Origin of the sequence: Pseudomonas sp. B6002 (genome assembly GCF_013385985.1) — a bacterium.
Taxonomy (GTDB): domain Bacteria; phylum Pseudomonadota; class Gammaproteobacteria; order Pseudomonadales; family Pseudomonadaceae; genus Aquipseudomonas.
In genome coordinates this window covers 70,580-94,642 of the sequence record NZ_JACAOY010000006.1, presented here as the reverse complement: position 1 = coordinate 94,642, position 24,063 = coordinate 70,580, and the positions used below count along the sequence as shown (strand labels likewise).

Below are 24,063 nucleotides of genomic sequence, written 5' to 3'. Positions count from 1 at the left end.
TTTGTACTGCTCGACTGAAAACAAATACCCCTGTAGGAGCCGGCTTGCCGGCGATGGCGACCTCAAGGCTTGCGCAAAGCTTGAGGGCCTCATCGCCGGCAAGCCAGCTCCTGCAATGACCGTGCAAACACGAGGTATTGAATGACCTGGCAACCCCACATCACCGTCGCCACCATTGTCGAAGACAGCGGCCGCTTCCTGATGGTCGAAGAACTCAAGGGCGGCCGCGCCGTGCTCAACCAGCCCGCCGGCCACCTCGACCCGCATGAAACGCTCACCGAAGCCGCCGTGCGCGAAACCCTCGAAGAAACCGGCTGGGACGTGGAAGCCACCGGCATCGTCGGCATCTACCTGTACACGGCCCCGAGCAATGGCGTGACCTACCAACGGGTCTGCTTCATCGCCAAGGCGCTGAAACACCACCCAGACTATCAACTCGACGAAGGCATCCTGCGCGCCCGCTGGCTGACCCGTGACGAGTTGATGGCCGTGCGCGACGACTGGCGCAGCGAGCTGATCATCCGCTGCATCGACGATTATCTGGCCGGGCAGCGCCACAGTCTCGAATTGATCCGCCCTTCTCTTTAGCCTTGAAGGCCTGAGCCTGATAGAATCGCGTCCTTTTTCAAGACACCCGTTGAAACCCTATGCGTGATCCAGCCCCTTCTGACACACAAAAGAAGCGCGTCATCGTCGGCATGTCCGGCGGCGTGGACTCTTCCGTTTCCGCCGTCCTGCTCATGGAGCAGGGTTATGAGGTGGAAGGCCTGTTCATGAAGAACTGGGAAGAAGACGATGGAACGGAATATTGCACCGCCATGGACGACCTGGCGGACGCCCAGGCCGTGTGCGACAAGATTGGCATCAAGCTCCACACCGCCAACTTCGCCGCCGAGTACTGGGACAACGTGTTCGAGCACTTCCTGGCCGAATACAAAGCCGGCCGCACGCCGAACCCGGACATCCTGTGCAACCGTGAAATCAAGTTCAAGGCGTTCCTCGACTACGCCATGATGCTCGGCGCCGACCTGATTGCCACTGGCCACTACGTGCGCCGTCGCGACATCGATGGCCGCACCGAACTGCTCAAGGGCCTGGACCCGAACAAGGACCAGAGCTATTTCCTGCACGCCGTCGGCGGCGAACAGATCGCCAAGACCCTGTTCCCGGTGGGCGAGCTGGAAAAACCCGAAGTGCGCAAGATCGCCGAGAAACACGGCCTGGCCACGGCCAAGAAGAAGGATTCCACCGGGATCTGCTTTATCGGCGAGCGCCGTTTCAGCGACTTCCTCAAGCAGTACCTGCCGGCACAACCGGGCGAAATCAAGACCACCGAAGGCGAAGTCATCGGCCGTCACCACGGCCTGATGTACCACACCATCGGCCAGCGCCAGGGCCTGGGCATCGGCGGCTTGAAAGACGCCGGTGAAGAGCCGTGGTACGTGCTGATCAAGGACCTGGAGCACAACGAGCTGATCGTCGGCCAGGGCAATGAGCATCCACTGCTGTTCTCGGGCGCCCTGCTCGCCTCGGAGATCTATTGGGTCAACCCGATCGACTTGAGCACCCCGCGCCGCCTGACCGCCAAAGTGCGTTATCGCCAGAGCGACCAGCCCTGCACCCTGGAAAAAACCGCGACCGGCTATCGCGCCACCTTCGATGACCCGCAGCGCGCAGTGACGCCGGGCCAGTCCGTGGTGTTCTACGACGGCGAAATCTGCCTGGGCGGCGGTGTGATTGAAGCGGCCGAAGCCTGGAGCCAAAAGGCATGAGCCCGACCCAGGAGCAATTGACGGCACTCGGCGGGGTATTCCTCGCGGCGGTGCTGGTGGACAAGATTGCCAAGACCGGCCAGGTCACCGAAGCCGGGCTGACCTGCATGCTCGGCAGCCTGCTGATCCGCGATCCCAAGGACACCCTGGAAGTCTACGGCGGTGATGACCTGGCGCTGCGCGAAGGCTACCGCGCGCTGATCGGCGCCCTGGAGCGCGACCCGAGCACCCTGCAGCGCGAGCCGTTGCGCTATGCACTGTCGATGCTCGGCCTCGAACGCCAACTGGCCAAGCGCGAGGACATGCTCGAAACCATCGGCAAACGCCTGCCGCAGATCCAGTCCCAGGTGGAACACTTCGGCCCCGCCCACGAAAACGTGATCGCGGCCTGTGGTGCGCTGTACCAGGACACCTTGAGCACCTTGCGCCAGCGCATCCAGGTGCACGGCGACATGCGCAACCTGCAGCAACCGAACAACGCCTCGAAGATCCGCGCCCTGCTCCTGGCCGGCATTCGTTCGGCGCGGTTGTGGCGCCAGTTGGGCGGTCATCGTTGGCAGCTGGTCATCAGCCGGCGCAAATTGCTCAAAGAGCTTTACCCGTTGATGCGCAACGAATAAGTCGCAGCGACCCGTTTTTTTTATAGCCTCACGCGTAATACGCCGGTCAGTTGGCGACGGACCGGCGGATTTTTTCATGTATGATACGCGCCCCATTTCGTTGCCCGACTGTCCGAGAACACCCCATGCAGCTCTCTTCGCTCACTGCGGTTTCCCCTGTTGACGGCCGCTACGCCGGCAAAACCCAGGCCCTGCGCCCTATTTTCAGCGAATACGGCTTGATCCGTGCTCGTGTTCTGGTTGAAGTGCGCTGGCTCCAGCGCCTGGCCGCTCACCCCGCCATCAGCGAAGTGCCGGCGTTCTCCGCGCAAGCCAACGCTGTGCTCAACACCCTGGCGGAAAACTTCTCCCTGGAGCACGCCGAGCGTGTGAAAGAGATCGAGCGCACCACCAACCACGACGTAAAAGCCATTGAATACCTGCTCAAAGAGCAAGCGGCCAAGCTGCCGGAACTGGCCCAGGTCAGCGAGTTCATCCACTTTGCCTGCACCAGCGAGGACATCAACAACCTGTCCCACGCCCTGATGCTGCGCGAAGGCCGTGATGACGTGATGCTGCCGCTGATGCGCCAGACCGCCAACGCCATCCGCGAACTGGCCATCCGTTTCGCCGACGTGCCAATGCTGTCGCGCACCCACGGCCAGCCAGCCTCGCCGACCACCCTGGGCAAAGAACTGGCCAACGTGGTGTACCGCCTGGAGCGTCAGATCGCTCAAGTCGCGGCCGTACCGCTGCTGGGCAAGATCAACGGCGCCGTAGGCAACTACAACGCCCACCTGTCGGCCTACCCTGAGATCGACTGGGAAGCCAATGCCCGCGCCTTCATCGAAGACGAGCTGGGCCTGGGCTTCAACCCGTACACCACGCAGATCGAGCCGCACGACTACATTGCCGAGCTGTTCGACGCCATTGCGCGCTTCAACACCATCCTGATCGACTTCGATCGCGATATCTGGGGCTACATCTCCCTGGGCTACTTCAAGCAGCGCACCATCGCCGGTGAAATCGGCTCGTCGACCATGCCGCACAAGGTCAACCCGATCGACTTCGAAAACTCCGAAGGCAACCTCGGCATCGCCAACGCCCTGTTCCAGCACCTGGCCAGCAAGTTGCCGATCTCCCGCTGGCAGCGCGATCTGACCGACTCCACCGTACTGCGCAACCTCGGCGTGGGCTTCGCTCACAGCGTGATCGCCTACGAAGCCAGCCTCAAAGGCATCAGCAAGCTTGAGCTCAATGAGCAGAAGATCGCTGCTGACCTGGATGCGTGCTGGGAAGTCCTGGCTGAGCCGATCCAGACCGTGATGCGCCGTTACAACATCGAAAACCCGTACGAGAAACTGAAAGAATTGACGCGCGGCAAGGGCATCAGCCCTGAAGCGCTGCAAACTTTCATCGATGGCCTGGACATGCCAGCAGCGGCCAAGGCCGAGCTGAAATTGCTCACCCCGGCCAACTACATCGGCAACGCTGTAGAGCAAGCCAAGCGCATCTGATCTTCGCAAGACCCTTTGAGACGCCCGGCCGCGCCGGGCGTTTTTATTCCAGTCTGAAAAGTGCTTTCTTTCAATAGGTTACACATGAATCCTGATATCCCTCTTCAACTTCTGGGCGGCATCACGGCACGGGAATTCCTGCGCGACTACTGGCAGAAAAAACCGCTGCTGATCCGCCAGGCCATTCCTGATTTCGAAAGCCCGATCGACGCCGACGAACTGGCCGGCCTGGCCCTGGAAGAAGAAGTCGAATCGCGCCTGGTGATCGAGCACGGCGAGCGCCCGTGGGAACTGCGTCGCGGCCCGTTCGCTGAAGACGCGTTCAGCACCCTGCCCGAGCGTGAGTGGACCCTGCTGGTGCAGGCCGTCGACCAGTTCGTGCCGGAAGTGGCCGAGCTGCTGGAGCAGTTCCGCTTCCTGCCAAGCTGGCGTATCGACGATGTGATGATCAGCTTTGCCGCACCCGGCGGCAGTGTTGGCCCGCACTTCGACAACTACGACGTGTTCCTGCTGCAAGCCCAGGGCAAGCGCAACTGGAAGATCGGCCAGATGTGCAACTCCGAAAGCCCGCTGTTGCAGCACGCTGACCTGCGCATCCTCGCCGAATTCGAAGAAAGCGCCGAATGGGTGCTGGAACCGGGCGACATGCTGTACCTGCCGCCACGCCTGGCGCATTTCGGCATTGCCGAAGATGACTGCATGACTTACTCCGTCGGCTTCCGTGCACCGAGCGCGGCCGAAGTGCTGACCCACTTCACCGACTTCCTCAGCCAGTACCTGACGGACGAAGAGCGCTACACCGACGCCGACGCCCAGCCGGTCAGCGATCCGCACCAGATCCAGACCGACGCCCTGGACCGCCTGAAAAGCCTGCTGGCCGAGCACATGAGCGACGAGCGCATGCTGCTGACCTGGTTCGGCCAGTTCATGACCGAACCGCGCTATCCTGAATTGGTGGCCGGCGAAGAGCTGGGCGAAGAAGACTTCATCAACGCCCTGCAAGATGGCGCGATTCTGGTGCGCAACCCAAGCGCACGCATGGCCTGGTCGGAAGTGGACGACGACGTGCTGCTGTTCGCCAGCGGCCAGAGCCGTTACCTGCCGGGCAAGCTGCGCGAGTTGCTGAAACTGATCTGCGCCGCCGACGCCCTGCATGCCGAGAACCTCGGTGCGTGGCTGGCGGACGAAGACGGTCGTGACCTGCTGTGCGAATTGGTCAAGCAAGGAAGCCTGGGATTTGCCGATGAATAAGATTCACGTAAGTGTCGCGGACTGGCAAAAGGATATCGCCGAGATACGGCGCATTCGTGAAGCGGTGTTTATCGCTGAGCAATCGGTTCCACCGGAGCTGGAGTGGGATGCGGAAGACGCAGGCGCGGTGCACTTTCTCGCGTTTGAAGGCGACTTTCCTATCGGCACTGCGCGCCTGCTGCCGACGGGCGAGATTGGTCGCGTATCGGTCCTCAAGGACTGGCGCGGCCTGAATGTGGGCGACAAGCTGATGGATGCTGTGATTGGCGTAGCCGAGAAACGCGGCCAGACCAAGCAGTTCCTCAGTGCGCAGGTGTATGCGGCGCCGTTTTATGAGCGGTTGGGCTTCAAGGTCGTCAGTGACGAGTTTCTTGAGGTCGGGATTCCGCATGTGGATATGGTGCGCGGCGACTGATCCGCGACCGCGTCGCCTGCATCGCAGGCAAGCCAGCTCCCACAGTTGATCGCATTCCAAGGGATGCACGCGGTCAAGTGTGGGAGCTGGCTTGCCTGCGATGGCTATCTCAGCAACACCCCAAAATGCCCTGCCATGCCAGGGCATTTTGCCGTCTACGATTCAATTTGCGACCCACCAGGCCGACAAACTGGCACTATCCCGCCTAAATGACTCGCAGAGATAACGGACATGTCCCTACGCACCCTGCTCACCGCCCTCCTCCTGACCGCCAGCTTCTCCGCCGTGGCCGACACCGAAGTCGTCAACCTGAGCAACCGCACCAGTGCCGACCTGCTCCCGGTGGCACAGAACTTCATCGGCAAGGACGGCACCGTCAGCGCCTACGGCAACCAACTGATCGTCAACGCCGACCCAGGCAAGATCCAGGACCTGCGCGCCCTGCTCGCCCAACTGGACACACCGGCCAAGCGCCTGCTGATCACTGTCGACACCAACGAGAACAACCAGCAGAACACCGGTGATAGCCAGACCCGCATCATCAGCTATGGCACCGCCAGCCGTGACGGTGGTATCCAGCAGATCCACGCCAGCGAAGGCGTACCTGCGCTGATCCAGGTTGGCCAAAGTGTGCCACTCACCACCACTCAGCCGGACGCCTACGGCCGCCCGCAGAACCAGACCCAGTATCGCAACGTCACCCAGGGTTTCTATGTGACGGCAAGCGTCACCGGCGAGACCGTTCACCTGGCCATCAGTACCAACCGTGACCGCATGAGCCAGGAACGTCCCGATGTAGTGAACGTACAAAGTACCGACACAACTGTCAGCGGTCGCTTGGGCGAATGGATCCCCCTGGCCGGCATCAATCGCGAGACCCAGGCCGACAAATCCTCTACAACCCGCAGCTACTCTACTCAGGGTCGTGATGACCTGACTTTACGGGTCAAGGTCGACACCCTGAACTGAAGCACCAAAAACTGACCGATGAGTCGCCTTAGACTAAAGATGTAGTGCTTGAAAAAAAGCACTACAAAACATTTGACGATACAAAAAAGCCTGTGCATGATGGCCTCGCTCCCGCTAATCAGGGGCCCTGGCAAGGGCCTTCGGATCGCCGCTCCAAGCTACCCACCCGAGCCGATTCGTGTCTGTACCGCCCACAAGGTGTGTTTGACTTTGGTTGCGACTGGAACGAAGTTGTCCCGAGGGACGGAAGCTAACCAGGTAACCCGGCTACACACTGATGGAACGCACAAAGGCCCACGACGCCCGAAGACTGTCCGCAGTTTGCCCTTACCTGCTCAACTCCCCCTTGAGCACCACGTTCATCCCGTCGCCTTCCCCGTCAAACCCGACATGACCGCCTAAGCTTCTGGTCAGCGAGCAGCCCTGCCCACGCATTGAATGCACGGCTGGAAAACGGATCTTCTAAACGCGACGAGGTTTATCTCCATGGCACTGACACGCGAACAGCAAATTGCAGCCCTTGAAAAAGACTGGGCTGAAAACCCACGCTGGAAAGGCGTGACCCGCGCTTATTCCGCTGCTGACGTCGTCCGCCTGCGTGGCTCGGTTCAACCTGAGCACACCTTTGCAAAACTCGGCGCCGAGAAGCTGTGGAACCTGGTCACCCAAGGTGCCAAGCCTTCCTTCCGTCCCGACAAAGATTTCGTCAACTGCATGGGCGCCCTTACTGGCGGCCAGGCAGTGCAACAGGTGAAAGCCGGTATCCAGGCGATCTACCTGTCCGGCTGGCAAGTGGCAGCGGACAACAACTCCGCTGAATCCATGTACCCCGACCAATCGCTGTACCCGGTGGACTCGGTGCCGACCGTGGTCAAGCGCATCAACAACTCGTTCCGTCGTGCCGACCAGATCCAGTGGAAAGCCGGCAAGAACCCGGGCGACGAAGGCTACATCGACTACTTCGCACCGATCGTGGCTGACGCTGAAGCCGGTTTCGGCGGCGTACTGAACGCCTACGAACTGATGAAGAGCATGATCGAGGCGGGCGCTGCCGGCGTGCACTTCGAAGACCAGCTGGCTTCCGTGAAAAAATGCGGCCACATGGGCGGCAAGGTACTGGTACCCACCCAGGAAGCCGTACAGAAGCTGACCGCTGCCCGCCTGGCCGCTGACGTTGCCGGTACACCGACCATCATCCTGGCCCGTACCGACGCCAACGCAGCAGACCTGCTGACCTCGGACTGCGACCCGTATGACAAGCCGTTCGTGACCGGCGAGCGCACCCAGGAAGGTTTCTACAAGGTGCGCGCCGGCCTGGACCAGGCGATTGCCCGCGGCCTGGCCTACGCACCGTACGCCGACCTGATCTGGTGCGAAACCGCCAAGCCAGACCTGGACGAAGCCCGTCGCTTCGCCGAAGCGATCAAGAAGGAATACCCGGACCAACTGCTGTCCTACAACTGCTCGCCTTCTTTCAACTGGAAGAAGAACCTGGACGACGCGACCATCGCCAAGTTCCAGCGCGAATTGTCCGCCATGGGCTACAAGCACCAGTTCATCACCCTGGCCGGCATTCACAACATGTGGCACAGCATGTTCAACCTGGCGCACGACTACGCCCGCAACGACATGACCGCCTACGTGAAACTGCAGGAGCAGGAATTCGCTGACGCCGCCAAGGGCTACACCTTCGTGGCGCACCAGCAGGAAGTGGGCACTGGCTACTTCGACGACATGACCACCGTGATCCAGGGCGGCACCTCGTCTGTGACCGCGTTGACCGGTTCGACCGAAGAAGAGCAGTTCCACTAAGCAGCAGCGAGTACACGGCCACTGCGCCCCCACGGAAGACCTAACCGCAGTGCCGCACAGCAATCACGCCCCGACTGGTTCGGGGCGTTTTTTTTGTTTCGAGTACACCAAAAATCAAATGTGGGAGCTGGCTTGCCTGCGATGGCGGCGGCCCAGACGCCACATTCATATCTGACGCACCGCCATCGCGGGCAAGCCCGGCTCCCACAGGGACGCTGTCGAGGCGAAGATTTTGCGCAAAATATTGATCCAGAGCGGTATTCCTACGGACCAGATCGGTTAAAAGATCCGCTCCAGCAACTAAGCGACAATCAAGCAAGTAACGGCAACTTCCCTCGCCACACGAGAAACATTCGCTTAAACCCCACGCAAACAATATTCATTATCATTTAGAGAATGAAAGCTTCGTTACCAGACAAACAAAACTTAATTGTTCAAAAGCCCGCTAATGCCCACAGCACAAGGGCTGCAGCCCCACAAAGGTGCACTATGTCCTTATTCCATCGAATAATTTCGCTATAGGAATTTTACTTGCCCGGTGTTTAGCCATAAAATCACCGCGATTGATTGCAGTGCGACATATCGTCACTGCATCGTTACTTTTTCGAGCTCAGAGACCTTTGCTCTCTGTTAAGGATTTCCAGCATGACCGAAGCGACAGGACTCATGGCCCACAACTGGGGCTTTGCCATTTTCCTCCTCGGTGTTGTCGGCCTCTGTGCCTTCATGCTCGGTGTCTCCAGCCTCCTCGGGTCAAAAGCCTGGGGCCGCAGCAAAAATGAACCGTTCGAGTCCGGCATGCTGCCTACAGGTGGCGCCCGCTTGCGGCTCTCAGCCAAATTCTATCTGGTCGCGATGCTGTTCGTGATCTTCGATATCGAAGCCCTCTTTCTCTTTGCCTGGTCTGTGTCCGTCCGCGAAAGCGGCTGGACCGGATTCGTCGAAGCTCTCGTTTTCATAGCAATTCTGTTGGCAGGCCTTGTCTACCTATTCCGAGTGGGCGCCCTTGACTGGGCTCCGGAAGCTCGTCGTAAGCGGCAAGCGAAGCTGAAACAATGAGGCTTTGGCGATGCAATACAATCTCACCAGGATCGACCCGGATGCTCCTAACGAGCAGTACCCCATCGGCGAACGGGAAACCGTTTCCGATCCGTTAGAAGACCAAGTCCACAAAAACATCTACATGGGCAAGCTCGAAGACGTGCTGAGTGGCGCGGTCAACTGGGGGCGTAAAAACTCCCTGTGGCCGTACAACTTCGGTCTGTCGTGCTGCTACGTGGAAATGACCACCGCCTTCACGGCGCCCCACGACATCGCGCGCTTTGGCGCCGAAGTTATCCGGGCCTCGCCGCGCCAGGCGGATTTCATGGTTATCGCCGGAACCTGCTTCATCAAGATGGCGCCGATCATTCAGCGTCTCTACGAGCAAATGCTCGAGCCGAAGTGGGTTATCTCCATGGGTTCGTGCGCCAACTCCGGTGGCATGTACGACATCTACTCCGTCGTTCAAGGGGTGGACAAGTTCCTGCCCGTGGACGTCTACGTGCCTGGCTGCCCGCCTCGCCCTGAAGCGTTCCTGCAAGGCTTGATGCTGCTGCAGGAATCGATTGGCAAGGAGCGTCGCCCGCTTTCCTGGGTCGTTGGTGATCAAGGCGTATATCGCGCCGAGATGCCTTCGCAAAAGGAAGAGCGCCGCGAACAGCGAATCGCAGTCACCAACCTGCGCAGCCCTGACGAAGTCTGATCCAGCCCGCTTCTTTTATAGAACGAACACCTGGCTTCATTCTTTACGTTGACCGAAAGCGATAAAAAAACCATGACTACAGGCAGTGCTCTGTACATCCCGCCTTATAAGGCAGACGACCAGGATGTGGTCGTCGAACTCAATAACCGTTTTGGCCCTGACGCCTTCACCGCCCAGGCCACACGCACCGGTATGCCGGTGCTGTGGGTGGCGCGTGCCAAGCTCGTCGAAGTCCTGACCTTCCTGCGCAACCTGCCCAAGCCGTACGTCATGCTTTATGACCTGCATGGCGTGGACGAGCGTCTGCGCACCAAGCGCCAGGGCCTGCCGAGCGGCGCCGATTTCACCGTGTTCTACCACCTGATGTCGCTGGAACGTAACAGCGACGTGATGATCAAGGTCGCCCTGTCTGAGAGCGACTTGAGCATCCCGACCGTGACCGGTATCTGGCCGAACGCCAGCTGGTACGAGCGTGAAGTGTGGGACATGTTCGGCATCGACTTCCCGGGCCACCCGCACCTGACGCGCATCATGATGCCGCCGACGTGGGAAGGTCACCCGCTGCGCAAGGACTTCCCTGCCCGCGCCACCGAATTCGACCCGTTCAGCCTCAACCTCGCCAAGCAGCAGCTTGAAGAGGAAGCGGCGCGTTTCCGTCCGGAAGACTGGGGCATGAAACGCTCCGGCACCAACGAGGACTACATGTTCCTCAACCTGGGCCCGAACCACCCTTCGGCTCACGGTGCCTTCCGTATCATCCTGCAACTGGACGGCGAAGAAATCGTCGACTGCGTGCCGGACATCGGCTACCACCACCGTGGTGCCGAGAAGATGGCCGAGCGTCAGTCGTGGCACAGCTTCATCCCGTACACCGACCGTATCGACTACCTCGGCGGCGTGATGAACAACCTGCCGTACGTGCTCTCGGTCGAGAAGCTGGCCGGCATCAAGGTGCCAGACCGCGTCGACACCATCCGCATCATGATGGCCGAGTTCTTCCGGATCACCAGCCACCTGTTGTTCCTGGGTACCTATATCCAGGACGTTGGCGCCATGACCCCGGTGTTCTTCACCTTTACCGACCGTCAGCGCGCCTACAAGGTTATCGAAGCCATCACCGGTTTCCGCCTGCACCCGGCCTGGTACCGCATCGGCGGCGTGGCCCACGACCTGCCAAATGGCTGGGAGCGCCTGGTCAAGGAGTTCGTCGAGTGGATGCCCAAGCGTCTGGACGAATACCAAAAGGCCGCGCTGGACAACAGCATCCTTAAAGGCCGTACCATCGGCGTCGCCCAGTACAACACCAAAGAGGCCCTGGAATGGGGCGTCACCGGTGCTGGCCTGCGTTCCACCGGCTGCGATTTCGACCTGCGTAAAGCGCGCCCGTACTCCGGCTACGAGAACTTCGAGTTCGAGGTCCCGCTGGCGGCCAATGGCGATGCCTACGACCGTTGCATCGTGCGCGTCGAAGAAATGCGCCAGAGCCTGAAGATCATCGAGCAGTGCATGCGCAACATGCCGGCCGGCCCGTACAAGGCGGACCACCCGCTGACCACGCCGCCGCCGAAAGAACGCACGCTGCAGCACATCGAAACCCTGATCACGCACTTCCTGCAAGTTTCGTGGGGCCCGGTCATGCCGGCCAACGAATCCTTCCAGATGATCGAAGCGACCAAGGGTATCAACAGTTATTACCTGACGAGCGATGGCGGCACCATGAGCTACCGCACCCGGATCCGCACCCCAAGCTTCGCCCACTTGCAGCAGATCCCTTCGGTGATCAAAGGCGAGATGGTCGCGGACTTGATTGCGTACCTGGGTAGTATCGATTTCGTTATGGCCGACGTGGACCGCTAAGCATGAACAGCACGCTTATCCAGACAGACCGTTTCACCTTGAGTGAAACCGAGCGCTCGGCCATCGAGCACGAGCTGCATCACTACGAAGACCCGCGCGCGGCTTCGATCGAAGCCTTGAAGATCGTCCAGAAGGAACGTGGCTGGGTGCCGGATGGCGCCCTCTACGCCATCGGCGAAATCCTCGGCATCCCTGCCAGCGACGTTGAAGGCGTGGCCACGTTCTACAGCCAGATCTTCCGTCAGCCAGTGGGCCGCCACATCATTCGCGTGTGCGACAGCATGGTCTGCTACATCGGTGGCCACGAGTCCGTGGTCAGCGAGATCCAGAACAAGCTGGGCATTGGCCTGGGCCAAACCACCCCGGACGGCCGCTTCACGCTGCTGCCGGTGTGCTGCCTGGGCAACTGCGACAAGGCGCCGGCGTTGATGATCGACGACGACACATTCGGTGACGTACAGCCTGCTGGCGTGACCCAATTGCTCGAGGGCTACCCATGACCCTTACATCTTTCGGCCCGGCCAACCTGATCAAGCGTTCGCCTGAGACCCACCCGCTGACCTGGCGCCTGCGTGACGACGCCGAGCCGGTATGGCTCGACGAATACCAGGCCAAGAACGGTTACGCGGCGGCGCGCAAAGCCTTCGCCGACATGGCCCAGGACGATATCGTCCAGACCGTGAAAGACGCCGGCCTCAAAGGTCGCGGCGGTGCAGGCTTCCCCACGGGTGTTAAGTGGGGCCTGATGCCAAAGGACGAATCCATCAACATCCGCTACCTGCTGTGCAACGCGGATGAAATGGAGCCCAACACCTGGAAAGACCGCATGCTGATGGAGCAACTGCCCCATCTGCTGATCGAAGGCATGCTGATCAGCGCCCGAGCGCTGAAAACCTACCGTGGCTACATCTTCCTGCGTGGCGAGTACACCACCGCCGCCAAGCACCTCAACCGTGCCGTGGAAGAAGCCAAGGCCGCAGGCCTTTTGGGCAAGAACATCCTCGGTTCCGGTTTTGACTTCGAACTGTTCGTGCACACCGGCGCCGGGCGTTACATCTGCGGTGAAGAAACCGCACTGATCAACTCCCTCGAAGGCCGCCGCGCGAACCCGCGTTCCAAGCCGCCCTTCCCTGCCGCCGTGGGCGTGTGGGGCAAGCCGACCTGCGTGAACAACGTTGAGACCCTGTGCAACGTGCCGGCGATCATCGCCGACGGCGTGGACTGGTACAAATCGTTGGCCCGCGAAGGCAGTGAAGACATGGGCACCAAGCTCATGGGCTTCTCCGGCAAGGTCAAGAACCCTGGCCTGTGGGAGCTGCCGTTCGGCGTGACCGCACGCGAGCTGTTCGAGGACTACGCCGGCGGCATGCGCGACGGCTACACCCTGAAAGCCTGGCAGCCAGGCGGCGCCGGCACCGGTTTCCTGCTGCCCGAGCACCTCGACGCACAGATGTACGCCGGCGGCATCGGCAAGGTCGGCACCCGGATGGGTACAGGCCTGGCGATGGCGGTGGACAACACCGTGAACATGGTCTCGTTGCTGCGCAACATGGAGCAGTTCTTTGCCCGTGAATCGTGCGGTTTCTGCACCCCATGCCGCGACGGTTTGCCGTGGAGCGTGAAGCTGCTGATGGCCCTGGAAAAAGGCGAAGGCCGCGAGGGTGACATCGAGACCCTGCTGGGACTGGTCGGTTTCCTCGGCCCAGGCAAGACCTTCTGTGCTCACGCACCGGGCGCCGTGGAGCCATTGGGCAGCGCCATCAAATACTTCCGCTCGGAGTTCGAAGCCGGCATCGCGCCTACCAGCGCCGCCGTCCCGCCTCTGGCAAGGCCGATCGTAGTCGGCGCGTAACGCTTAAACAGGCGAAGGGCCCGTGCCCTTCAACTGCTCATGTGCTGACGCCTTAACGGCTGTGTAGATGCACATGAATAACAAGATTCCATTAGCCACGCCCGCTGACAACGGGCCAACGAAGAACTTTGAACCATGGCCACTATCCACGTAGACGGCAAAGCGCTCGAAGTCGATGGGGCGGACAACCTGTTACAGGCGTGTCTGTCACTCGGCCTCGATATCCCGTATTTCTGCTGGCACCCCGCACTCGGTAGCGTCGGTGCCTGTCGCCAGTGTGCGGTCAAGCAATACACCGACGAGAACGACACCCGTGGTCGTATCGTCATGTCGTGCATGACCCCCGCCACCGACAACACCTGGATCTCCATCGACGATGAAGAATCCAAGGCGTTCCGCGCCAGTGTCGTCGAATGGCTGATGACCAACCACCCCCACGACTGCCCGGTCTGTGAGGAAGGCGGTCACTGCCACCTGCAAGACATGACCGTGATGACCGGCCACAACGAGCGCCGTTATCGCTTCACCAAGCGTACCCACCAGAACCAGGACCTCGGCCCGTTCATTTCCCACGAAATGAACCGCTGCATCGCCTGCTACCGTTGCGTGCGCTTCTATAAGGACTACGCCGGCGGCACCGACCTGGGCGTATTCGGCGCCCACGACAACGTGTACTTCGGTCGCGTTGAAGACGGCGTCCTGGAAAGCGAGTTCTCCGGTAACCTCACCGAGGTCTGCCCGACCGGTGTGTTCACCGACAAGACTCACTCCGAGCGCTACAACCGTAAGTGGGACATGCAGTTCTCGCCGAGCATCTGCCATGGCTGCTCCAGCGGTTGCAACATCTCCCCGGGCGAGCGCTACGGCGAACTGCGTCGTATCGAAAACCGCTTCAACGGTTCGGTCAACCAGTACTTCCTGTGCGACCGTGGCCGTTTCGGCTACGGCTACGTCAACCGCAAGGACCGCCCTCGCCAGCCACTGCTGGCCAATGGCGGCAAGCTGAGCCTGGACGACGCGCTGGATAAAGCCGCCGACTTGCTGCGCGGCCGCAACATCGTCGGTATCGGCTCGCCCCGCGCCAGCCTCGAAAGCAACTACGCGTTGCGCGAACTGGTGGGTGCCGAGCACTTCTACTCTGGTATCGAAGCCGGTGAGCTGGAGCGCATCCGCCTGGTCCTGCAAGTGCTGAACGACAGCCCGCTGCCGGTGCCGAACATGCGCGACATCGAAGACCACGACGCCATTTTCGTGCTCGGTGAAGACCTGACCCAGACCGCTGCCCGCATCGCCCTGTCGCTGCGCCAGTCGGTCAAGGGCAAGGCCGAAGACATGGCCGACGCGATGCGCGTACAGCCGTGGCTCGACGCCGCCGTGAAAAACATCGGCCAGCACGCGCTGAACCCGCTGTTTATCGCCAGCCTGGCTGAAACCAAGCTCGACGACATCGCCGAAGAATGCGTCCACGCCGCCCCAGACGACCTGGCCCGCATCGGTTTCGCCGTGGCCCACGCCCTGGACGCCAGCGCGCCTGCCGTCGAAGGCCTGGACACTGAAGCCGTTGAACTGGCCCAGCGCATCGCCGACGCCCTGCTGGCCGCCAAGCGCCCCTTGATCATTGCCGGTACCTCGCTGGGTTCCAAGGCGCTGATCGAAGCCGCTGCCAACATCGCCAAGGCCTTGAAGCTGCGCGACAAGAACGGTTCCATCAGCCTGGTCGTGCCGGAAGCCAACAGCCTTGGCCTGGCCATGCTCGGTGGTGAGTCCCTGGACGCCGCGCTGCAAGCCGTGACCGATGGCAAGGCCGACGCCATCGTCGTGCTGGAAAACGACCTGTACACCCGCACCGATGCCGCCAAGGTTGACGCTGCGCTCAACGCCGCCAAGGTGCTGATCGTTGCCGACCACCAGAAGACTGCCACCAGCGAGCGTGCCGACCTGGTCCTGCCAGCCGCCACCTTCGCCGAAGGCGACGGTACCCTGGTCAGCCAGGAAGGCCGCGCCCAGCGCTTCTTCCAGGTGTTCGATCCGAAGTACATGGACGCCAGCATCCTGGTTCACGAAGGCTGGCGCTGGCTGCATGCCCTGCGCGCCACCCTGCTGAACCAGCCGATCGACTGGACCCAGCTCGACCACGTGACCGCCGCCGCCGCCTCCAGCGCGCCGCAACTGGCGCGTATCGTCGACGCTGCACCGTCCGCCGCGTTCCGCATCAAGGGCATGAAACTGGCCCGTGAACCGCTGCGTTACTCCGGTCGTACCGCCATGCGCGCCAACATCAGCGTGCACGAACCGCGTACTCCACAAGACCAGGACACCGCGTTTGCCTTCTCCATGGAAGGTTACTCGGGTTCGGTCGAGCCGCGTCAGCAGGTGCCGTTCGCCTGGTCGCCGGGCTGGAACTCGCCTCAGGCCTGGAACAAGTTCCAGGACGAAGTCGGTGGTCACATCCGCGCTGGCGACCCGGGCACCCGCCTGATCGAAAGCAGCGGTGACTCGCTGAACTGGTTCGCCGCCGTACCGCGTCCGTTCAACCCGGCCCAGGGCACCTGGCAGGTTGTGCCGTTCTTCCACCTGTTCGGCAGCGAAGAGAACTCTTCCAAGGCCGCGCCGGTTCAAGAGCGCATCCCGACCGCCTACGTTTCCCTGGCCAAGTCCGAAGCCGACCGCCTGGGCGTCAACGACGGTGCACTGCTCAGCCTGAACGTGGCCGGCCAGACCCTGCGTCTGCCGCTGCGCATCAACGAAGAGTTGGGCGCTGGCCTGGTAGCACTGCCGAAAGGTTTCGCCGGTATCCCAGCGGCCATCTTTGGCAAAACCGTTGACGGTCTGCAGGAGGCAGCGCAATGACCTGGTTCACCCCTGAAGTGATCGACGTGATCATTGCGGTCCTCAAGGCTGTCGTGATCCTGTTGGCCGTGGTCGTCGCGGGCGCCCTGCTCAGCTTCGTTGAACGTCGCCTGCTGGGCTGGTGGCAGGACCGTTACGGTCCGAACCGCGTTGGCCCGTTCGGCATGTTCCAGATCGCTGCCGACATGCTCAAAATGTTCTTCAAGGAAGACTGGACCCCGCCGTTTGCCGACAAGGTGATCTTCACCCTGGCACCGGTCGTGGCCATGAGCGCCTTGCTGATCGCCTTCGCGATCATCCCGATCACCCCGACCTGGGGCGTGGCGGACCTGAACATCGGCTTGCTGTTCTTCTTCGCCATGGCCGGTCTGTCGGTCTACGCGGTGCTGTTCGCCGGTTGGTCGAGTAACAACAAGTTCGCCCTCCTGGGCAGCTTGCGGGCTTCGGCCCAGACCGTGTCCTACGAAGTGTTCATGGGCCTCGCGCTGATGGGCATCGTGGTGCAGGTCGGCTCGTTCAACATGCGCGACATCGTCGAGTACCAGGCGCAGAACCTGTGGTTCATCATTCCGCAGTTCTTCGGCTTCTGTACCTTCTTCATCGCTGGCGTCGCCGTGACTCACCGTCACCCGTTCGACCAGCCGGAAGCAGAACAGGAACTGGCCGACGGTTACCACATCGAATACGCCGGCATGAAATGGGGCATGTTCTTCGTTGGCGAATACATCGGCATCATCTTGATCTCGGCCCTGCTGGTCACGCTGTTCTTCGGCGGCTGGCACGGTCCGTTCGGCATCCTGCCGCAGTTGGCGTTCTTCTGGTTCTTCCTGAAGACCGCGTTCTTCATCATGTTGTTTATCCTGCTGCGCGCTTCCATTCCGCGTCCACGATACGACCAGGTGATGGATTTCAGCTGGCGCTTCTGCCTGCCGCTGACCCTGATCAATTTGCTGGTGACGGCTGCCGTTGTGTTGTTGAACACGCCCGCCGGCGCGGTTCAGTGAGGATTTGACCCATGTTCAAATATATTGGCGACATCGTTAAGGGTACCGGTACCCAGTTGCGAAGCCTGGTGATGGTTTTCGGCCATGGCTTTCGCAAGCGCGACACCCTGCAATACCCGGAAGAAGCGGTGTACCTGCCGCCACGCTATCGCGGCCGCATCGTGCTTACCCGCGACCCCGATGGCGAAGAGCGTTGCGTAGCCTGCAACCTGTGCGCCGTGGCGTGCCCGGTGGGTTGCATCTCCCTGCAGAAAGCTGAAACCGAAGACGGTCGCTGGTACCCGGACTTCTTCCGCATCAACTTCTCGCGCTGCATTTTCTGCGGCCTCTGCGAGGAAGCTTGCCCGACCACCGCAATCCAGCTCACGCCGGATTTCGAGATGGCCGAGTTCAAACGTCAGGACCTGGTGTACGAGAAAGAAGATCTGCTGATCTCTGGTCCCGGTAAAAACCCTGATTACAACTTCTATCGTGTTGCAGGTATGGCCGTTGCCGGTAAGCCAAAAGGCGCCGCACAAAACGAAGCCGAGCCGATCAACGTGAAGAGCTTGCTGCCTTAAGGAAGAAAGATGGAATTCGCTTTCTATTTCGCGTCCGGTATTGCAGTGGTGTCCACGCTTCGCGTGATCACCAACACCAACCCCGTGCACGCCCTGCTCTACCTGATCATTTCGTTGATCGCCGTGGCCATGACCTTCTTCAGCCTCGGCGCACCGTTCGCCGGTGTGCTGGAAGTGATCGCCTACGCCGGCGCCATCATGGTGCTGTTCGTGTTTGTGGTGATGATGCTCAACCTGGGGCCGGCTTCGGTCGCCCAGGAGCGCGTCTGGCTCAAGCCCGGCATCTGGCTCGGCCCGGTCGTCCTGGCAGCCCTGCTGCTGGGTGAACTGCTGTATGTACTGTTCGCTCACCAGAGCGGCCAGGCCATCGGCCACACCACCGTAGACGCGAAGGCCGTGGGCATCAGCCTGTTTGGCCCGTACCTGCTGGTGGTCGAACTGGCGTCGATGCTGCTGCTCGCTGCAGCCGTCACCGCCTTCCACTTGGGCCGCAACGAAGCCAAGGAGCAATGACGATGCCTGCTATCCCTTTGGAGCATGGTCTGGCGGTCGCCGGCATCCTGTTCTGCCTTGGCCTGGTCGGCCTGATGGTCCGCCGTAACATTCTGTTCGTGTTGATGAGCCTGGAAATCATGATGAACGCCGCCGCACTGGCCTTCATCGTTGCGGGTGCACGTTGGGGCCAGCCGGATGGACAAGTCATGTTCATCCTGGTGATCAGCCTGGCAGCCGCCGAGGCCAGTATCGGCCTGGCGATCCTGCTGCAACTGTATCGTCGCTTCCACACGCTTGATATCGACGCTGCCAGTGAGATGCGCGGATGAACATGATCTTTCTGACTTTCGTATTCCCCCTGATCGGTTTCCTGCTGCTGTCGTTCTCTCGCGGGCGCTGGTCGGAAAACCTCTCGGCCCTGGTGGGCGTGGGTTCCATTGGCCTGTCGGCCATAGTGGCCGCCTACGTCATCTGGCAATTCAACGTGGCGCCGCCGGAAGGCGGCCACTACACCCTCGTGCTGTGGCAGTGGATGTCGGTGGAAGGCTTCAAGCCCAACTTCGCCCTCTACATCGACGGCCTGTCGATCACCATGCTCGGCGTGGTGGTGGGTGTGGGCTTCCTGATCCACCTGTTCGCGTCCTGGTACATGCGCGGTGAAGCGGGCTACTCGCGCTTCTTCTCGTACACCAACCTGTTTATCGCCAGCATGCTGTTCCTGGTGCTGGGCGATAACCTGTTGTTCCTGTACTTCGGTTGGGAAGGCGTGGGCCTGTGCTCGTACCTGTTGATCGGTTTCTACTACAGCAACCGCAACAACGGTAATGCGGCACTCAAGGCCTTCATCGTGACCCGTATCGGTGACGTGTTCATGGCCATCGGCCTGTTCATCCTGTTCCAACAGGTGGGCACGCTGAACATCCAGGAACTGCTGGTGCTGGCACCGCAGAAATTCCAGGTTGGCGACTTCTGGATCACCCTGGCCACCCTGATGCTGCTGGGCGGCGCTGTCGGTAAATCCGCGCAACTGCCGCTGCAAACCTGGCTGGCGGATGCGATGGCCGGTCCTACCCCTGTTTCCGCACTGATCCACGCGGCAACCATGGTAACTGCAGGTGTCTACCTGATCGCACGTACCCACGGCCTGTTCACCCTGGCGCCGGAAATCCTGCACCTGGTGGGCCTGGTAGGCGGCGTGACCCTGGTACTGGCCGGCTTCGCCGCGCTGGTGCAGACCGACATCAAGCGTATCCTCGCCTACTCGACCATGAGCCAGATCGGCTACATGTTCCTGGCCCTGGGCGTTGGCGCCTGGGACGCGGCGATCTTCCACCTGATGACCCACGCCTTCTTCAAGGCTCTGCTGTTCCTTGCTTCCGGTGCGGTGATCGTTGCCTGCCACCACGAGCAGAACATCTTCAAGATGGGCGGCCTGTGGAAGAAACTGCCACTGGCCTACGCCAGCTTCATCGTCGGTGGTGCCGCCCTGGCCGCCCTGCCGCTGGTGACCGCAGGTTTCTACTCGAAAGACGAAATCCTCTGGGAAGCCTTTGCCAGTGGTAACCAGAACCTGCTGTACGCAGGCCTGGTGGGTGCATTCATGACCTCGCTGTACACCTTCCGCCTGATCTTCATCACCTTCCACGGTGAAGCCAAGACTGAAGCACACGCAGGCCACGGTATTTCGCACTGGCTGCCTTTGTCGGTACTGATCGTGCTGTCGACCTTCGTCGGCGCCCTGATCACCCCGCCACTGGCTGGCGTGCTGCCAGAAAGCGCCGGCCATGCCGGTGGCGCTGCCAAGCACAGCCTGGAAATCGCCTCGGGCGCTATCGCTATCGCCGGTATCCTGCTGGCGGCCCTGCTGTTCCTGGGCAAGCGTCGCTTCGTGACGGCGGTTGCCAACAGTGGCATTGGCCGCTTCCTGTCAGCCTGGTGGTTCGCTGCCTGGGGCTTCGACTGGATCTACGACAAACTGTTCGTCAAGCCTTACCTGGCCATCAGCCATGTACTGCGCAAAGACCCGCTCGACCAGACCATCGGTTTGATCCCGCGCGCCGCCAAGGCCGGTCACACCGCCCTGAGCCGCAGCGAGACTGGCCAACTGCGCTGGTATGCAGCCTCCATGGCGGCCGGTGCCGTGCTGGTGATTGGCGCCATCGTGGTGGTAGCGGTCTGATTATGAACATTGCCAACTTTGCGAACTTGCGAAAGGAAACGAGCCTGTCATGATTCTGCCCTGGCTAATCCTGATCCCCTTCATCGGCGGCCTGCTCTGCTGGATGGGTGAACGCTTCGGCGCCACCCTCCCCCGCTGGATTGCGTTGCTGACCATGTCCCTGGAACTCGCACTCGGCCTCTGGCTGTGGGCCCATGGCGACTATTCATTTGCTCCGGCACCGGGTGTTGATCCAACCTTCGCGCTTGAATTCAAGCACGTGTGGATCCAGCGCTTCGGCATCAACGTGCACCTGGCCCTCGACGGCCTGTCGCTGTTGATGATCCTGCTGACCGGCCTGCTGGGTATCCTCTCGGTACTCTGCTCCTGGAAAGAGATCCAGCGTCACGTGGGCTTCTTCCACCTGAACCTGATGTGGATCCTGGGCGGCGTTGTCGGCGTGTTCCTCGCCCTCGACCTGTTCATGTTCTTCTTCTTCTGGGAAATGATGCTGGTGCCGATGTACTTCCTCATCGCGCTCTGGGGTCACAGCTCTTCGGACGGCAAGAAAACCCGGATCTACGCGGCGACCAAGTTCTTCATCTTCACCCAGGCTTCCGGCCTGATCATGTTGGTGGCGATCCTGGGCCTGGTACTGGTCAACTTCAACAACACCGGCGTGATTACCTTCAACTACGCCGACCTGTTGAAGACCAAGATGTCCCTGACCACCGAGTACATCCTGATGCTGGGCTTCTTCATCGCCTTCGCGGTGAAGCTGCCGGTGGTGCCGTTCCACTCCTGGCTGCCTGACGCTCACGCCCAGGCGCCGACCGCAGGCTCCGTGGACCTGGCCGGTATCCTGCTGAAGACCGCTGCGTATGGTCTGCTGCGTTTCGCCCTGCCGCTGTTCCCGAATGCCTCGGCCGAGTTCGCGCCGATCGCGATGACCCTGGGTCTGATCGGGATCTTCTACGGTGCGTTCCTGGCGTTCGCACAAACCGACATCAAGCGTCTGATTGCCTTCTCGTCCGTTTCCCACATGGGCTTCGTACTGATCGGCATCTACTCCGGCAGCCAACTGGCGCTGCAAGGCGCGGTGATCCAGATGTTGGCCCACGGTGTTTCGGCCGCTGCCCTCTTTATCCTGAGTGGCCAGCTGTACGAGCGCCTGCACACCCGTGACATGCGTGAAATGGGTGGGGTGTGGTCGCGCATCGCCTACCTGCCGGCGATCAGCCTGTTCTTTGCCGCCGCGTCCCTGGGCTTGCCGGGCACCGGTAACTTCATCGGCGAATTCCTGATCCTGATGGGCTCGTTCGTACAGACCCCATGGATCAGCGCCATCGCCACGTCCGGCCTGGTGTTCGGTTCGGTCTACTCGCTGATCATGATCCACCGCGCCTACTTCGGCCCGGCCAAGTCCGACACCGTCCTGCAAGGGATGGACGCTCGCGAACTGATCATGGTGCTCGGCCTTGCGGTCTTGCTGATCTACATCGGCGTGTACCCGCAACCGTTCCTGGACACTTCTGCCGCAACGATGCATGGCGTGCAGCAGTGGTTCGGCACCGCCTTCTCTCAACTCGCTTCGGCCCGGTAAGAGCGCTATGGAATTCACGATCCAACACTTTATCGCGCTTGCGCCGCTGCTGATTACCAGCCTCACCATCGTGGTGGTGATGCTGGCAATCGCCTGGCGCCGCAATCACTCGCAAACGTTCCTGCTGTCCTGTGCCGGTCTGAACCTGGCCCTGCTGTCGATCATCCCGGCCCTCAAGGTCGCGCCACTGGCGGTCACGCCTTTGATGATGGTCGATGACTTCGCCCTGCTGTACATCGCGCTGATCCTGGTGGCCACGCTGGCCTGCGTCACCCTCGCCCACGCCTACCTCGGCGAAGGCGGCACCGGCTACCCAGGCAACCGCGAAGAGCTGTACCTGCTGATCCTGCTGGCTGCGGCCGGTGGCATCGTGCTGGTCAGCGCACAGCACCTGGCGGGCCTGTTCATCGGCCTGGAACTGCTGTCGATCCCGACCTACGGCCTGGTGGCCTATGCGTTCTTCAACAAGCGCTCCCTGGAAGCCGGCATCAAGTACATGGTGCTGTCGGCGGCCGGTTCCGCGTTCCTGTTGTTCGGTATGGCCCTGCTCTACGCTGAAGCCGGCAACCTGAGCTTCACCGGTATCGGCCACGCCCTGGCCGCCACCAGCATGCCTGCGCCAATTGCCCAACTGGGCCTGGCCATGATGCTGATCGGCCTGGCGTTCAAGCTGTCGCTGGTGCCGTTCCACCTGTGGACCCCGGACGTGTACGAAGGCGCCCCGGCGCCGGTGGCTGCGTTCCTGGCCACTGCGTCGAAGGTGGCTGTGTTTGCGGTGATGGTGCGTCTGTTCCAGATCTCCCCGGCTGCCAACACCGGCGTGCTGAGCACCGTGCTGACCGTGATCGCCATCGCGTCGATCCTGTTCGGTAACCTGCTGGCCCTGACCCAGAACAACCTCAAGCGTCTGCTGGGTTACTCGTCCATCGCCCACTTCGGCTACCTGCTGATCGCCCTGGTGGCGAGCAAAGGCCTGGCCGTGGAAGCCATGGGCGTGTACCTGGTCACCTACGTGATCACCAGCCTGGGTGCATTCGGCGTGATCACGCTGATGTCCTCGCCGTTCAAAGGCCGTGACGCTGACGCCCTGTACGAATACCGCGGCCTGTTCTGGCGCCGTCCGTACCTGACCGCCGTACTGACCGTGATGATGCTGTCCCTGGCCGGTATCCCGCTGACTGCCGGCTTCATCGGCAAGTTCTACATCGTCGCGACCGGTGTTGAAGCCCACGAATGGTGGTTGGTCGCGTCCCTGGTACTGGGCAGCGCCATCGGCGTGTTCTACTACCTGCGCGTGATGGTCACCCTGTACCTGATCGAGCCAAACCTGCGCCGCGTCGACGCCGAGCTGCACTGGGAACAGAAGGCAGGCGGCGTAATGCTGCTGGCCATCGCCCTGCTCGCGTTCTTCCTGGGCGTATACCCACAACCGCTGCTCACCCTGGTGCAGCACGCGGTACTGGGCGTTTGATCGCTTAGTTGGATGCAGCAAAAAAACGGCGCCTTCGGGCGCCGTTTTGCATTCTCAGGAACAACAAAGCCCGTAGTGATCGGGCTTGTCCCGCGCGGCGGTGTATCAGGTGACGCGGTACATCAGGTAGATCG

21 protein-coding genes are annotated in these 24,063 nt (G+C 61.1%); all 21 read left to right on the top strand.

The window, feature by feature from the left end:
- Nucleotides 1-141 precede the first annotated feature (141 nt).
- Nucleotides 142-588: an NUDIX hydrolase gene (locus tag HX792_RS07570; RefSeq protein ID WP_176995478.1), complete on the top strand. Its 447-nt coding sequence runs from the start codon at nt 142-144 to the stop codon at nt 586-588.
- Nucleotides 589-647: 59 nt separating this feature from the next.
- Nucleotides 648-1,772 carry a tRNA 2-thiouridine(34) synthase MnmA gene (gene mnmA, locus HX792_RS07565; protein ID WP_176995477.1) on the top strand — a complete coding sequence of 375 codons (1,125 nt, stop codon included), beginning with the start codon at nt 648-650 and terminating at the stop codon, nt 1,770-1,772.
- Nucleotides 1,769-2,392, top strand: coding sequence for a high frequency lysogenization protein HflD (gene hflD, locus HX792_RS07560; RefSeq protein ID WP_016969254.1), 624 nt, complete (start codon nt 1,769-1,771; stop codon nt 2,390-2,392). Before mnmA ends, hflD begins: the two co-directional genes overlap by 4 nt.
- A 125-nt stretch (nt 2,393-2,517) precedes the next feature.
- Nucleotides 2,518-3,888, top strand: a complete 1,371-nt coding sequence (gene purB / locus HX792_RS07555; protein ID WP_016975540.1) for an adenylosuccinate lyase — start codon at nt 2,518-2,520, stop codon at nt 3,886-3,888.
- Nucleotides 3,889-3,972: 84 nt separating this feature from the next.
- On the top strand, nt 3,973-5,139 hold the full coding sequence (locus HX792_RS07550; protein ID WP_176995476.1) for a cupin domain-containing protein: 1,167 nt from the start codon (nt 3,973-3,975) through the stop codon (nt 5,137-5,139).
- On the top strand, nt 5,132-5,554 hold the full coding sequence (locus HX792_RS07545; RefSeq protein WP_176995475.1) for a GNAT family N-acetyltransferase: 423 nt from the start codon (nt 5,132-5,134) through the stop codon (nt 5,552-5,554). The genes HX792_RS07550 and HX792_RS07545 overlap by 8 nt, the downstream gene beginning before the upstream one ends.
- A gap of 231 nt (nt 5,555-5,785) precedes the next feature.
- Nucleotides 5,786-6,523: a secretin N-terminal domain-containing protein gene (locus HX792_RS07540; RefSeq protein ID WP_176995474.1), complete on the top strand. Its 738-nt coding sequence runs from the start codon at nt 5,786-5,788 to the stop codon at nt 6,521-6,523.
- 486 nt (nt 6,524-7,009) lie between these two features.
- Nucleotides 7,010-8,335, top strand: coding sequence for an isocitrate lyase (aceA, locus tag HX792_RS07535; protein ID WP_016969250.1), 1,326 nt, complete (start codon nt 7,010-7,012; stop codon nt 8,333-8,335).
- Nucleotides 8,336-8,980: 645 nt separating this feature from the next.
- Complete coding sequence (locus HX792_RS07530) at nt 8,981-9,394, top strand: NADH-quinone oxidoreductase subunit A (RefSeq protein ID WP_003219575.1); 414 nt, start codon at nt 8,981-8,983, stop codon at nt 9,392-9,394.
- A gap of 10 nt (nt 9,395-9,404) precedes the next feature.
- Nucleotides 9,405-10,079, top strand: coding sequence for an NADH-quinone oxidoreductase subunit B family protein (locus HX792_RS07525; RefSeq protein WP_016969249.1), 675 nt, complete (start codon nt 9,405-9,407; stop codon nt 10,077-10,079).
- Between the two features lie 72 nt (nt 10,080-10,151).
- On the top strand, nt 10,152-11,936 hold the full coding sequence (nuoC, locus tag HX792_RS07520) for an NADH-quinone oxidoreductase subunit C/D (protein WP_176995473.1): 1,785 nt from the start codon (nt 10,152-10,154) through the stop codon (nt 11,934-11,936).
- 2 nt (nt 11,937-11,938) lie between these two features.
- The gene (gene nuoE / locus HX792_RS07515; protein WP_003174721.1) at nt 11,939-12,436 is read left to right on the top strand and encodes an NADH-quinone oxidoreductase subunit NuoE; all 498 of its coding nucleotides are present in this window, start codon (nt 11,939-11,941) and stop codon (nt 12,434-12,436) included.
- On the top strand, nt 12,433-13,788 hold the full coding sequence (nuoF, locus tag HX792_RS07510; RefSeq protein ID WP_105698604.1) for an NADH-quinone oxidoreductase subunit NuoF: 1,356 nt from the start codon (nt 12,433-12,435) through the stop codon (nt 13,786-13,788). Before nuoE ends, nuoF begins: the two co-directional genes overlap by 4 nt.
- Nucleotides 13,789-13,923: 135 nt before the next feature.
- Entirely contained in the window at nt 13,924-16,638 is a 2,715-nt protein-coding gene (gene nuoG / locus HX792_RS07505) for an NADH-quinone oxidoreductase subunit NuoG (protein WP_176995472.1), read from the top strand.
- The gene (gene nuoH, locus HX792_RS07500) at nt 16,635-17,642 is read left to right on the top strand and encodes an NADH-quinone oxidoreductase subunit NuoH (RefSeq protein WP_060755669.1); all 1,008 of its coding nucleotides are present in this window, start codon (nt 16,635-16,637) and stop codon (nt 17,640-17,642) included. The genes nuoG and nuoH overlap by 4 nt, the downstream gene beginning before the upstream one ends.
- Nucleotides 17,643-17,653: 11 nt before the next feature.
- Complete coding sequence (gene nuoI, locus HX792_RS07495; protein ID WP_003174725.1) at nt 17,654-18,202, top strand: NADH-quinone oxidoreductase subunit NuoI; 549 nt, start codon at nt 17,654-17,656, stop codon at nt 18,200-18,202.
- 9 nt (nt 18,203-18,211) lie between these two features.
- On the top strand, nt 18,212-18,715 hold the full coding sequence (gene nuoJ, locus HX792_RS07490; protein ID WP_016974048.1) for an NADH-quinone oxidoreductase subunit J: 504 nt from the start codon (nt 18,212-18,214) through the stop codon (nt 18,713-18,715).
- A 2-nt stretch (nt 18,716-18,717) separates the two neighbouring features.
- Nucleotides 18,718-19,026: an NADH-quinone oxidoreductase subunit NuoK gene (nuoK, locus tag HX792_RS07485; protein WP_003174727.1), complete on the top strand. Its 309-nt coding sequence runs from the start codon at nt 18,718-18,720 to the stop codon at nt 19,024-19,026.
- On the top strand, nt 19,023-20,876 hold the full coding sequence (gene nuoL, locus HX792_RS07480) for an NADH-quinone oxidoreductase subunit L (protein ID WP_017255329.1): 1,854 nt from the start codon (nt 19,023-19,025) through the stop codon (nt 20,874-20,876). Before nuoK ends, nuoL begins: the two co-directional genes overlap by 4 nt.
- A gap of 49 nt (nt 20,877-20,925) precedes the next feature.
- Nucleotides 20,926-22,458, top strand: a complete 1,533-nt coding sequence (gene nuoM, locus HX792_RS07475; RefSeq protein WP_016974046.1) for an NADH-quinone oxidoreductase subunit M — start codon at nt 20,926-20,928, stop codon at nt 22,456-22,458.
- Nucleotides 22,459-22,465: 7 nt separating this feature from the next.
- Complete coding sequence (gene nuoN, locus HX792_RS07470; protein WP_012724956.1) at nt 22,466-23,929, top strand: NADH-quinone oxidoreductase subunit NuoN; 1,464 nt, start codon at nt 22,466-22,468, stop codon at nt 23,927-23,929.
- The last annotated feature ends 134 nt before the right edge of the window (nt 23,930-24,063 follow it).

Coding starts and splice junctions, on each gene's coding strand:
- HX792_RS07530 (WP_003219575.1), top strand. CDS start 8,981: ATGACCGAAGCGACAGGACTCATGGCCCACAACTGGGGCTTTGCCATT.
- nuoI (WP_003174725.1), top strand. CDS start 17,654: ATGTTCAAATATATTGGCGACATCGTTAAGGGTACCGGTACCCAGTTG.
- nuoE (WP_003174721.1), top strand. CDS start 11,939: ATGAACAGCACGCTTATCCAGACAGACCGTTTCACCTTGAGTGAAACC.
- nuoK (WP_003174727.1), top strand. CDS start 18,718: ATGCCTGCTATCCCTTTGGAGCATGGTCTGGCGGTCGCCGGCATCCTG.
- nuoM (WP_016974046.1), top strand. CDS start 20,926: ATGATTCTGCCCTGGCTAATCCTGATCCCCTTCATCGGCGGCCTGCTC.
- nuoH (WP_060755669.1), top strand. CDS start 16,635: ATGACCTGGTTCACCCCTGAAGTGATCGACGTGATCATTGCGGTCCTC.
- HX792_RS07525 (WP_016969249.1), top strand. CDS start 9,405: ATGCAATACAATCTCACCAGGATCGACCCGGATGCTCCTAACGAGCAG.
- nuoG (WP_176995472.1), top strand. CDS start 13,924: ATGGCCACTATCCACGTAGACGGCAAAGCGCTCGAAGTCGATGGGGCG.
- mnmA (WP_176995477.1), top strand. CDS start 648: ATGCGTGATCCAGCCCCTTCTGACACACAAAAGAAGCGCGTCATCGTC.
- nuoL (WP_017255329.1), top strand. CDS start 19,023: ATGAACATGATCTTTCTGACTTTCGTATTCCCCCTGATCGGTTTCCTG.
- nuoN (WP_012724956.1), top strand. CDS start 22,466: ATGGAATTCACGATCCAACACTTTATCGCGCTTGCGCCGCTGCTGATT.
- nuoF (WP_105698604.1), top strand. CDS start 12,433: ATGACCCTTACATCTTTCGGCCCGGCCAACCTGATCAAGCGTTCGCCT.
- hflD (WP_016969254.1), top strand. CDS start 1,769: ATGAGCCCGACCCAGGAGCAATTGACGGCACTCGGCGGGGTATTCCTC.
- HX792_RS07540 (WP_176995474.1), top strand. CDS start 5,786: ATGTCCCTACGCACCCTGCTCACCGCCCTCCTCCTGACCGCCAGCTTC.
- HX792_RS07550 (WP_176995476.1), top strand. CDS start 3,973: ATGAATCCTGATATCCCTCTTCAACTTCTGGGCGGCATCACGGCACGG.
- nuoJ (WP_016974048.1), top strand. CDS start 18,212: ATGGAATTCGCTTTCTATTTCGCGTCCGGTATTGCAGTGGTGTCCACG.
- aceA (WP_016969250.1), top strand. CDS start 7,010: ATGGCACTGACACGCGAACAGCAAATTGCAGCCCTTGAAAAAGACTGG.
- HX792_RS07545 (WP_176995475.1), top strand. CDS start 5,132: ATGAATAAGATTCACGTAAGTGTCGCGGACTGGCAAAAGGATATCGCC.
- purB (WP_016975540.1), top strand. CDS start 2,518: ATGCAGCTCTCTTCGCTCACTGCGGTTTCCCCTGTTGACGGCCGCTAC.
- HX792_RS07570 (WP_176995478.1), top strand. CDS start 142: ATGACCTGGCAACCCCACATCACCGTCGCCACCATTGTCGAAGACAGC.
- nuoC (WP_176995473.1), top strand. CDS start 10,152: ATGACTACAGGCAGTGCTCTGTACATCCCGCCTTATAAGGCAGACGAC.